We start from the raw sequence: 9,879 nt of genomic DNA, 5'->3' as shown, positions 1-9,879 counted from the left end.
AATCTAAAATAGCAGAAGTTGAGGTAATAAAACCTAAAATAGTAAAATCCGAAATAGAAAAAACTGGAATATTAGAACAGTATTTTCCTATGTTGAAATTAACTAATGGTAAAGATTTTAATACAGCTAGTTTAACAGTTTGGCTGTTATTAGGTACTTTATATTGTTACATTGCCTCTTATCCTATCTTAGTTCTTCATGCGGTTCGAGTTTATTTATTAAACAAGAAAAACATATCACATATATTAGGTATATTGTTAATGATAGTATACATGATATTTTTAGCACTTTATTTAAAAATATTTTGTCTAATACTTATATTTGTGATAATTTTTTCAGGCTTCCAATGCTATTTTTTATATGAAGTAGCTAAAGTAACTGAAGGAGGAGAGGGATATGATTATATGAAGCATTTAACAAAGGCAAAAAATCCTGTAAAAACAGATACTGAAACAAATGCTGAAACAAATGCTGAAACAAATCCTGGTTATATTAAAGACATAACAGATTCTTATAAGCATTTAAGAGAACATGGTAATACCGCTTTAATTATTTTATTAGAAGTTTTACTGGCTTTTATCCTTTATTTTTCTTTGCATTTTGAAAGGGAAAATAAGTTTATGGATTTTTCTATAGTCTCCATCATTCTGATAATTTGGATTTTCCCTGCAGCTTTAGTATATTTTTATGGTCACCTATTAGAAAGAAAGTTTTCAGAGTTCGATAATAAAGAAAATAAATAGAATTGGTAAAATAAGATGAAATTGTTACTCGCTTGTTTTTTAATAGCTGTCGCGATTTTTCTTTTCTGGCTTATGAGACGAAGTACAGTTAAGGAATATGCTCCTGTCCATACTTCTGATCCTATTCAAGCTATTACTCAGTTGGCAGAAGAAGGAAATGTCCAGGCTCAATATGAATTAGCTGGGTTATATTGTAATAAATAGCCTAAAGATTATCGAAAGGCAGTGCATTGGTATATGAAGGCGGCAGAGCAGGGGCATCTTGATGCGCAATGCCTTTTGATAAAGGAGTATTCTAGTTTTTTGACTAACAGGGACTATGAGCAGTTGAAACAGTGGCTGCATGTGAAGGCAGAGGAGGGCATTATCCAAGCTAAATTCTATTTGGGTGAGCTGTATTTCCAACTGTCCGATTATGAGCAGGCATTGTATTGGTATCGTTTGGCTGGTAATCAGGGATATGGCCCTGCTATGTGCCGATTGGGTCAGATGTATAAGAATGGAACGGGTGTTGCGCAAGACTATAAACAGGCAGAAGAATGGTTTATTAAAGGTGGGCCATATGGTGAGCCTCGATGGCACTTGTTCATGATGTATTCTCGCATGGCGAGTGAAGGGGATATAGAGGCTCAATACAAATTAGGCTTGCAGTATCGATACGGTGGAAGTATAGATAAAAGTGATTCTTCTTTTGGTATTGATTATAAGCAGGCACTGTCTTTATTTCGTAAATTGGCGGAACAAGGGCATGCCGATGCTCAGTTTCAATTGGCTCAGATGTATAATTGGGGAGAAGGGATAACGCAAAATGATGTGTTGGCGATTTATTGGTATCGTAAAGCAGCAGAGCAGGGGGTTGCATCAGCTCAGTTTTGTTTGGGCATTAAGTATAAACTTGGCCAAGGTTTTCAACAGGATGACACGCTGGCTCAGGAATGGTTTGAGAAGGCTTATAGTAACGGGTATCCTCGTGAAGAGTCTTAAGGCTCAATAAATAGTTGCTCAATTAACCTGACAATAATATTAGGCCGTCTGAAAATCCCTAAACATTTTCAGACGGCCTTATTGTTTATTCATTCAAAATCTAACAGTCAAACTCGGCAATCACCGGCGCATGGTCGCTGGGGCGTTCTTGGGCGCGGGTTTCTAGGTCGACGGTGACGTCGGTAAGGGTGGCGGCGAGTTCGGGGCTGGTGAGGATGTGGTCGATGCGCAGGCCGAGTTTGCGTTGGAACATGGCGCCGCGGTAGTCGAACCATGTGTAGAACGCGCCTTCGGGGTGGATTTTGCGCAGGCTGTCGGTCAGGCCGAGGTCGAGCAGGTTTTTAAACCATTGTCTTTCGATGGAGGAGCAATGGATTTTTTCATGCCATTTTTCGGGGTCGTAGCAGTCGGCATCGGCCGGGGCGATGTTGAAGTCGCCGAGCAGGACGAGTTTGGGGTGGGCGGCCATTTCGGTGCGGACGAACTCGGTCAATGCAGCAAACCATTGTTCTTTGTATTGGAATTTTGGGCTGTCTAGGGCTTCTCCGTTGACGCAATAGACGTTGATGACGCGCACGCCGTTGATGGTGGCGGCGATGACGCGGCGTTGCGGGTCGTCGGGTAGGGCGGGTAGGCCGCAATGTACGTCTTGCGGTTCGTGGCGGCTGATGATGGCGACGCCGTTGTAGGTTTTTTGGCCGCTCCAGACGCAATGCCAGCCCATCATTTGCAGGGCGGCGGCCGGGAATTTGTCTTGGTCGAGCTTGAGTTCTTGTAAGGCGAGTATGTCGGCTTGGTGGTCGGCCAGCCAGTTTTGTACTTGGGGCAGGCGGACGTTGAGGGAATTGACGTTCCAAGTGGCGATTTTCATGATGTTTCCGTGTGTGCTATTGGGTGGGAAGGCGGCGGATTGCGCCTGTGGGCATGGGCGGTATTGTATAGCGGATTGGTTTATTTTTCGATATGGGCTGAAAGGGGCAGGCCGTCTGAAAGCTGGTGTTTCAGACGGCCTTGATGTTGTGATGTGGAATAATTTGTTTATTCTGCTGGCTCTTTGAGCGTGCGCAGGGTATTGAGGATGGTGGTGGCTTCTTCGGAGATGAGGCGGTATTCGATGATGCGGTGGTAGCGCGTGAAATCGATGATGCCTTCGGTGCGCAGGCGTGCGAGGTGGTTGGCGATGCCGGTCGGGGAGGAGTCGAGCGCCTGTGCCAATTCGGTAATGCTGCGGTCGCCGTCAAGCAGCAGAAAAAGGATGGCCATACGTTCGGGGTTGGCAATCAGTTTGAGAATGGTAGAGAGACGCTTGATTTCCATATTATTGTTCCTTTTGTCTGTTATATGAATGCTTGATTTGGGTTAAATTTGGATGATTGTAGTTTTTATTAAGATTAACCTTATAATTCAAACCCTTACCTTGCAGTGTACACGGTTTTGTAAAATTTGAGGGCATTGTTTTGCAATTTTTTTGTTTATTTTCGATATCTTGCTTTGGTTGCGAAACTGGATTGAAAAGAGACGAAAGGCCGTCTGAAATGTTCCGTTGCAGATGATTTTGCTGACGGATGTTTCAGACGGCCTCTGTTTTGGCTTTAAGTTGTTTTTTCTTCTATGTTTGTTTGGAATCAGCCGATTGATTGTTTTTAAACAAACAACAAGGTTTTATGATTTTATGCTGAGTACTACACGCCAAGGGCTTGTCAGCCGTTTGGACGTGTTGTCGAAATGCGACTACTTTTTCTTCCAGCCTGCGGTCATGGCGAAGGTGATGGGGTCGTAGTATTTCGGCAGCTTGGACGGAATGCCCACATCGTTACGGTACACGACGCGGTAGCGGTCGGCGAACCAGTTTGGAACGATGGTGTATTGGTGGCGGATCAGTCGGTCGAGCGCGCGCGAGGTGGTTTGCAGCTCTTGGCGGTTGGTAAAGCTGTTGAAATGGGTCAGCAGTTTTTCAACCGCAGGATGACAGACGCCAGATAGGTTGCGGCTGCCTTCGGTTTTGGCGGCGGCGCAGCTGAAGTAGTCGTATTGCTCGTTGCCGGGGCTTTCACTGTTGCCGTAGTAGCCGGTGGTTACGTCAAAATCGAAGTCGTTCATGCGTTTTTGGTACACGGCGGAATCGGCGGTGCGCACGTTCATGGTGATGCCGATTTTGGCGAGGTCGCGCTGCCATTTGGCGGTAATGCGTTCGTAGTTTTTGCTTGGGGCGAGGAATTCAAAGGTCAGCGGTTTACCTTGTTTGTCCACTGCTTTGCCGTTTTTGTATTGATAGCCGCCTTTTTCAAGCAGGGCACGTGCTTTGAGCAGGTTTGGGCGCACGCCCAGTTTGGGGTCGGTAACCGGCGGCATAGGGACGTCTTGATCCAATACGCCGTCGGGCAGCTTGGTGCCCAATGATTTGAGCAATGCGGTTTCCGCGCTGTCAGGCTTGCCGGTTGCGGCCATGGTACTGTTGGTGAAGAAGCTGTCGGTGCGGCGGTATGCGCCGTAGAAGATGCGGCTGTTGACGCTTTCGTAGTCGAAGCTTTCAATCAAGGCGCGGCGGACGTAAATATTGTCCAAGGGCTTGTGGCGCATATTGATGACGAAGCCTTGCATGCCGGCTGTGCTGTTTTGTATCCATTCGTGTTTGGACAGATTGCGTTTTTTGAGGACTTCGTCGGAGTAGGCGCGTGCCCAGTTGCGGGCGACGTTTTCTTGTACGAAGTCATATTGGCCGCCTTTCAGTCCTTCGATGCGGACAACTTCGTCTTTGACGTATTTGATGCGGATGTAGTCGTAGTTGTAGCGGCCTTTACGCACGGGCAGATTTTGCGCCCAGTAGTTTTTGTCACGGACAAACTCGCTGATGCGGCCGTTTTCGGCTTTGGCAAAACGGTAGGGGCCGGAACCTATGGGCAGGCTGTTGGGAGCGGCGGCCAGGCCTTTGGGATAGCTTTTATGCGAGAAGACGGGCAGGCTGCCGAGAATCATGTGCAATTCTGAGTTGCGCTGTTTGAAGCGGAACACGACGGTGCGGTCGTTGGGTGTTTCTACTTTGGCCACGTCGCTCCAGTAGAAGTGGTACATGGGGGCGGCGGCTTTGTCTTTGGTCAGGATGTTAAATGAAGCGGCAACGTCTTTGGCCAAAACGGGGTCGCCGTTGTGGAATTTGGCTTTGGGGTTGATTTTGAAGGTAACGGAAAGGCCGTCCGGCGCCAGGGCGATGTCTTCGGCAATCAGTCCATAAACGGCGTACGGTTCGTCCATGCTTTGCTCGGTTAAGGTGTCGAGCGTCAGCATGCTGATGCCGTATTCGTGGTTGCCTTTGAGGGTAAAGGGGTTGAGCGTGTCAAAAGCACCGAGGAAAGGCGTGGTAAATGTACCGCCTTTGGGGGCGTTGGGATTGACGTATTCGAAAGCGGTGAAGTTGGCCGGATATTTGGGTGGTTGGCCAAGGCCTACGCCGTGGGCGGCAAAGGCGGCAGATGGAATCAGACCGAGCAGCGAGAGTAGGGCTGGTGTTTTCATCTATTTATCCTTGTAGGTCGAATGTAATATTCAGTAGTGTGCCGATTATAGCAAAGGCCGTCTGAAACTTGATATTTTTGGTTTCAGACGGCGTCAGGTTTAAGAGGATTGTTTTTTCGTATGGGCGCTGAACTCGGCAAGCGTCATGTTCAAGGTTTCCAAGCAGGGCTGCATGATGTGGTCAACCGTTTGATTGACCTTGTCTTTATTAAGCGTTTGCGGACGGTAGACAAAGAGTTTGAACAGCTCCGCCAAGTCGATGGACTCCGCCCCCATTTTCAAGACCCAGCCCTGACGGCCGGAATAGACATAACCGTGTCGCGCCAGTTTTTCTAAAAGCTCGCCCAATTCGTCAAAGCCCATATTGATATGCCGTCTGAACTCCTGCACCGGCAATGCCTTGCCGTTTTGTTGGGCAGAATCGAGCAGCAGCAGGATTTTCAATACATCGTCAAAGCGTCCGCGCGCATCTAGACTGCGGCGGAACGCTTCGCCGCGCCAATAGGACAGGGACGAGGTCAAAACCGCGCCGCCCAATACCAGCGTCCACAACAGGTTGAGCCACAACAGGAAAAACGGTACTGCGGCAAATGCGCCGTAAATCGATTTGTAGCCGTCAAAGTTGCCCATGTACCAAGCGAACAAAAAGCGTGCCGTTTCCAAACAAAACGCCGTTACGGCCGCGCCGACAAAAGCATGGCTGGCAGGCACAAAACGGTTGGGCACAAAGCGGTATAAGCCCCACAGCAGTACCGTAATAAATGAAACCGCGGTTATGACTCTCAGCCATTCCGAGCCACCCACTACTTGCACCTGACCGATTATGACTGACAGGCCCACGCCCAAAGACAAAGGCCCAAACGTCAGCAACGCCCAATACACCAAAAACTGCATCATCCAAGGCCGTTGCGAATTGACGCGCCAAATCCGGTTGAACGCATTGTCTATCGTCCGAATCAGCATCAGCGAGGTGACAACCAACATCACACTGCCGATCGCCGTCAGATTGGTGGCCTTATCGCGGAACGCATTGATGTAGTCAAACACCATGTCCGCGCCCTGCGGAACGATGGTGCGGTTGATGAAAGAGACAAACGCCCCCGACCATTGGTCGAAAACGGGGAAGGCCGAAGCGATGACGACCATCACCGTCAACACGGGCACCAAAGCCAAAAGCGTCGTAAACGTCATGCTTGCCGCCACCTGCGGCACGCACTCCTCATCAAAACGGCGCACGACAAACCAAGCAAACGCCACGCCTTTACTCTTTAAAAAACCTTGCCACCATTGCGAAAACGGCATAACCTTTTCCCACTTTTAAATTGAAATTTTTTCTTTTCAGACGGCCCGAGTATTATAGTGGATTAAATTTAAATCAGGACAAGGCGACGAAGCCGTAGACAGTACAATTAGTACGGCAGGGCGAGGCAACGCCGTACTGGTTTAAATTTAATCCACTATAAAAGGCCGTCTGAAACCTGATAGCATTGTAACGGAAACCCCAAATGAACCCAAATCCCCTGAAAATCCTCATCCTCTTTTATTCCCAAAACGGCAGCACGCGCAACCTTGCCCGCCAAATTGCACGCGGTATCGAAAGCGTGGACGGTTGCGAAGCCGTGTTGCGTACCGTTCCCAAAGTTTCCACCGTTTGCGAAGCCGTTGAAAAAGCCATTCCAGACGAAGGCGCGCCATACGCGACTGCCGACGACCTCAAAAATTGCGCCGGCCTCGCGCTCGGCAGCCCGACACGTTTCGGCAATATGGCCGCAGCGATGAAATACTTTATCGACGGCACCATTCCCCTTTGGCTCGGCGCAGAACTCGTCGGCAAACCTGCCACCGTATTCACCAGCACATCTTCGCTGCACGGCGGCCAAGAAAGCACCCTGCTGACCATGATGCTGCCCCTGCTGCACCACGGCATGGTCATCAGCGGCATCCCATATACCGAGTCCGCGCTCAGCAATACCCAAAGCGGCGGCACGCCTTACGGCGCAAGCCATGTTTCCGGCCACGACAGCAAGCCGGTATTGACTGCCGAAGAAAACGATATTGCCTTCGCGCAAGGTAAACGTTTGGCAGAATTGGCACGAAAATTGGCAGACTGATTGCCTTGTAAAAAAAAGATTAAGGCCGTCTGAAAACCTGATGATATGGGTTTCAGACGGCCTTTTAGTTAATTGGGACTAGATTGAAAATAAATATTTTGAATTAAACGAAATACTTAGAAAATAATGATTAGAACATAGTTTTATCGGACTACATCTTTTTGATAGAATCTGCGACCAAATTGAAAGATAAGCTAATTGGAGAGGCTATGTCACTACCTGTATTTCCCTATGGCAAATTAAGCTTTGCCGTCAGTCTGGCGCTGTGTTCGGCGTATTCTTTCGCGACCGAAGTAGAAAATACCCAGCCGCAAGAACGTGTCGATTTACCGACAGTTACCGTCCAAGGTGTCGGAAAACAGACTACTTCCAACTACACCATTCCCGCTTCCTCCGCCGCGACAGGCATCCGTCTGACCCAGCGTGAAACGCCGCAGTCCCTGTCTGTCGTAACGGCAAAACAAATCGAAGACCAAGGCTTGGACAGCCTGCAGGACGTATTGAAACAAACACCGGGCGTGTTCCACAGCAAAATGGGCAACAACGTATCCGGCCACAGCGAGTTTATTTCGCGCAGTCAGGCGATTGACAGCATTTCCGTGGACGGCGCGCCCAAATTCCTTTACGACGGTAAAGCCATCCGCCGCGGTACCAACAATCTGGACAGCACATTGTACGAACAAGTCGTCGTCGTGCGCGGCGCAAGTGGTTTGTCCAACGGCGGTATGGGCGAGCCGGGCGGTACGGTTGCTTTGGAACGCAAAAAACCGACTGCCAAACCTGCCGTCAGCGTAGAAGCCGGTGTCGGTTCGTGGAACCACTACCGCTTCGTCCTTGATGCCAATCAGCCTTTGAATGCAGACAATACCTTGCGCGGCCGCGCTATTTTGGTCAGCGACCACGGCGGCGATTACCTGCCGAACACTTCGCGCCATAATCACACTTTCTACGGTACTTTGTCTTACGATATCACGCCGCAAACCCAATGGCGCCTCGGTACGGAAATACACCGTTTCCGCAATACCGGTAGCTCGCGTTTCAGCTACCTGACCGCAGCAGGTTCGCGTCGTACTGGATTCATACCGTTTGAGTCTTCGCCGCGCAGCAATTCTTCCGCACGCTGGGCATACGGCAAGGACACCAGTGCTGAAGTATTCACTTCCCTCAGCCATGAGTTTGACAATGGCTGGAAACTGACAGGCAATTACAGCCATGTTTCGGGCAAAAACGACATCGTTTCAGGCATTGCCGGTACATACGAAATCAATCCCGACTATTCCGCGCTCTTTACATCCGATCGTGACCGCAGCAAATATCGCGACCAAGATTTCTCCCTGACTTTGGATGGTCACTATCCTGCATTGGGCCGCTCGCACGAATTTAATGCGGGCATCAGCTATCAGGACAACAAAGAAAACCTGTCTTTCTATGAAGAAGGCGAGTCGACGATTCCTGATTTGCGTAAATTTGACGGCAACATCGCCAAACCCGATATGCCGTATCTGCGCGATGGTTTTTCACACATGAAAAACCTGTCGGTTTACGGCTCGACCCGTTTCAAACTGACCGACAAGCTCGCCTTTATCGGCGGCAGCCGTTTTGTGGATTGGCGTTACCGTTACAGCACCAGCCGTAACAAATTCGCACACAGCAGCCACAAACAAAACGTTTTCATTCCTTATTTGGGCGTAACCTACGACATCGGTGACAATCTGACTGCCTATGCGTCTTACACCACCATTTTCCGTCCGCAAGTGCGTTACCTGACCAAAGACGGCGCGGCGCTCAAACCGCAACGCGGCAAAACCTACGAGACTGGTTTGAAAGCCTCATGGTTTGAAGGCCGTCTGAATGCTTCCGCGTCCGTCTTTATGAACAAACGCGACCATTTGGGCGTGGTTGCAGGCAAATTTGCAAATGGCGAGGAATACTACCGTGCAGCCGACAACACCACAACAAAAGGCATGGAACTCTCTGTCGGCGGTCGCCTGAGCGACAAATGGCTGTTGAATGCGTCTTATGCACGTTCCAAAATTAAAGATAGCGAAGGTGTTCAACTGCATCCGTCTTATCCGGTGCATTTGTTCAAACTCTTTACCGCGTATGACGTGACCGACCGTTTGAACCTGGGTGCCAACGTCAACTGGCAAAGTCGCAGCCACACGCTGGACGAATATCCGGCAGACATCAATCCGGCCGCAGCCGCCGCGTTGACCCAACGTCCGTACGCAACGCTGGACTTGACCGGTCATTACAAAATCGGCAAATCTACCCGCATCAGTTTGGACTTTGAAAACGTGTTCAATAAACGCTACCGCACCATGCCGGATATTCACGTTTACGGCACGCCGCGTAGTGTAACTGCAACGGTTAAACATACGTTCTAATTGAATAGTAGAAGTAGGATAGGCCGTCTGAAAACCTGAATCATTGGGTTTCAGACGGCCTGATTATTCTCTGACATACTGAGACCTTTGCAAAAAAGTCCTTCCCCCGACAGCCGAAACCTAAACAAAGATTTTCGGCTG

Annotated in this window: 8 protein-coding genes and 1 pseudogene; 5 read left to right on the top strand and 4 right to left on the bottom strand. The window is 49.1% G+C overall.

The window, feature by feature from the left end; translation table 11 throughout:
• The 3 genes and pseudogenes from HMPREF2872_RS11685 to HMPREF2872_RS00270 all read left to right on the top strand — a co-directional run.
• Positions 1 to 743: hypothetical protein (locus HMPREF2872_RS11685; RefSeq protein WP_070630360.1), on the top strand; the 743-nt coding region annotated here is incomplete at its 5' end.
• Positions 744 to 949: 206 nt separating this feature from the next.
• A pseudogene (locus HMPREF2872_RS11820) lies at positions 950 to 1,003 on the top strand (hypothetical protein); the annotation flags it as partial.
• Complete coding sequence (locus tag HMPREF2872_RS00270; protein WP_070630356.1) at positions 981 to 1,727, top strand: tetratricopeptide repeat protein; 747 nt, start codon at positions 981 to 983, stop codon at positions 1,725 to 1,727. The pseudogene HMPREF2872_RS11820 and the gene HMPREF2872_RS00270, both read left to right, overlap by 23 nt.
• Positions 1,728 to 1,827: 100 nt before the next feature.
• Here the strand turns inward: HMPREF2872_RS00270 and xth are convergent, their stop codons facing one another.
• The 4 genes from xth to HMPREF2872_RS00250 form a co-directional block, all read right to left on the bottom strand.
• A complete protein-coding gene (xth, locus tag HMPREF2872_RS00265; protein ID WP_070630354.1) occupies positions 1,828 to 2,598 on the bottom strand; it encodes an exodeoxyribonuclease III in 771 nt (256 codons plus the stop codon).
• Between the two features lie 167 nt (positions 2,599 to 2,765).
• Positions 2,766 to 3,044 (bottom strand): ArsR/SmtB family transcription factor, encoded by a 279-nt coding sequence (locus tag HMPREF2872_RS00260; protein WP_070630352.1) that lies wholly within the window; start codon positions 3,042 to 3,044, stop codon positions 2,766 to 2,768.
• Between the two features lie 414 nt (positions 3,045 to 3,458).
• Positions 3,459 to 5,240: an extracellular solute-binding protein gene (locus HMPREF2872_RS00255; RefSeq protein ID WP_070630350.1), complete on the bottom strand. Its 1,782-nt coding sequence runs from the start codon at positions 5,238 to 5,240 to the stop codon at positions 3,459 to 3,461.
• Between the two features lie 99 nt (positions 5,241 to 5,339).
• Positions 5,340 to 6,542 (bottom strand): YihY family inner membrane protein, encoded by a 1,203-nt coding sequence (locus HMPREF2872_RS00250; RefSeq protein WP_070630348.1) that lies wholly within the window; start codon positions 6,540 to 6,542, stop codon positions 5,340 to 5,342.
• A gap of 203 nt (positions 6,543 to 6,745) precedes the next feature.
• Here HMPREF2872_RS00250 and wrbA point away from each other — a divergent pair, with 203 nt between their 5' ends.
• Both wrbA and HMPREF2872_RS00240 read left to right on the top strand, forming a co-directional pair.
• On the top strand, positions 6,746 to 7,351 hold the full coding sequence (wrbA, locus tag HMPREF2872_RS00245) for an NAD(P)H:quinone oxidoreductase (RefSeq protein WP_070630346.1): 606 nt from the start codon (positions 6,746 to 6,748) through the stop codon (positions 7,349 to 7,351).
• A gap of 209 nt (positions 7,352 to 7,560) precedes the next feature.
• Complete coding sequence (locus HMPREF2872_RS00240) at positions 7,561 to 9,738, top strand: TonB-dependent siderophore receptor (RefSeq protein WP_070630344.1); 2,178 nt, start codon at positions 7,561 to 7,563, stop codon at positions 9,736 to 9,738.
• The last annotated feature ends 141 nt before the right edge of the window (positions 9,739 to 9,879 follow it).

This window comes from Neisseria sp. HMSC069H12, from assembly GCF_001812735.1.
GTDB lineage: Bacteria > Pseudomonadota > Gammaproteobacteria > Burkholderiales > Neisseriaceae > Neisseria > Neisseria subflava.
The sequence above is the reverse complement of the archived record's forward strand: the minus strand, read 5'-3'. Positions and strand labels throughout refer to the sequence as shown.

Excerpts from the sequence above, each read along its gene's own strand:
- HMPREF2872_RS00270 (WP_070630356.1), top strand. The coding sequence starts at position 981 with ATGAAGGCGGCAGAGCAGGGGCATCTTGATGCGCAATGCCTTTTGATA.
- xth (WP_070630354.1), bottom strand. The coding sequence starts at position 2,598 with ATGAAAATCGCCACTTGGAACGTCAATTCCCTCAACGTCCGCCTGCCC.
- HMPREF2872_RS00260 (WP_070630352.1), bottom strand. The coding sequence starts at position 3,044 with ATGGAAATCAAGCGTCTCTCTACCATTCTCAAACTGATTGCCAACCCC.
- HMPREF2872_RS00255 (WP_070630350.1), bottom strand. The coding sequence starts at position 5,240 with ATGAAAACACCAGCCCTACTCTCGCTGCTCGGTCTGATTCCATCTGCC.
- HMPREF2872_RS00250 (WP_070630348.1), bottom strand. The coding sequence starts at position 6,542 with ATGCCGTTTTCGCAATGGTGGCAAGGTTTTTTAAAGAGTAAAGGCGTG.
- wrbA (WP_070630346.1), top strand. The coding sequence starts at position 6,746 with ATGAACCCAAATCCCCTGAAAATCCTCATCCTCTTTTATTCCCAAAAC.
- HMPREF2872_RS00240 (WP_070630344.1), top strand. The coding sequence starts at position 7,561 with ATGTCACTACCTGTATTTCCCTATGGCAAATTAAGCTTTGCCGTCAGT.